At 53.4% G+C, this 206-nt stretch carries 1 tRNA gene; it reads left to right on the top strand.

Annotated features, from left to right (window positions below):
- Positions 1-66: 66 nt before the first annotated feature.
- Positions 67-140 (top strand) — tRNA-Cys (locus SBI19_RS29495).
- The last annotated feature ends 66 nt before the right edge of the window (positions 141-206 follow it).

The raw sequence follows: 206 nt of genomic DNA, 5'->3' as shown, positions 1-206 counted from the left end.
GGTAGAGCATCGCCTTGCCAAGGCGAGGGTCGCGGGTTCGATTCCCGTCTTCCGCTCCATTATCTTGGCGCCATAGCCAAGCGGTAAGGCAAAGCTCTGCAAAAGCTTTACCCCCAGTTCAAATCTGGGTGGCGCCTCCATCTTATTATGTGCCCTTAGCTCAGCTGGATAGAGCGTTTGACTACGAATCAAAAGGTCAGGAGTTC

The organism is Paenibacillus sp. CCS19 (genome assembly GCF_033239625.1).
Taxonomy (GTDB): Bacteria; Bacillota; Bacilli; order Paenibacillales; family Paenibacillaceae; genus Paenibacillus_T.
This window is presented reverse-complemented; position numbering and strand designations above follow the sequence as displayed.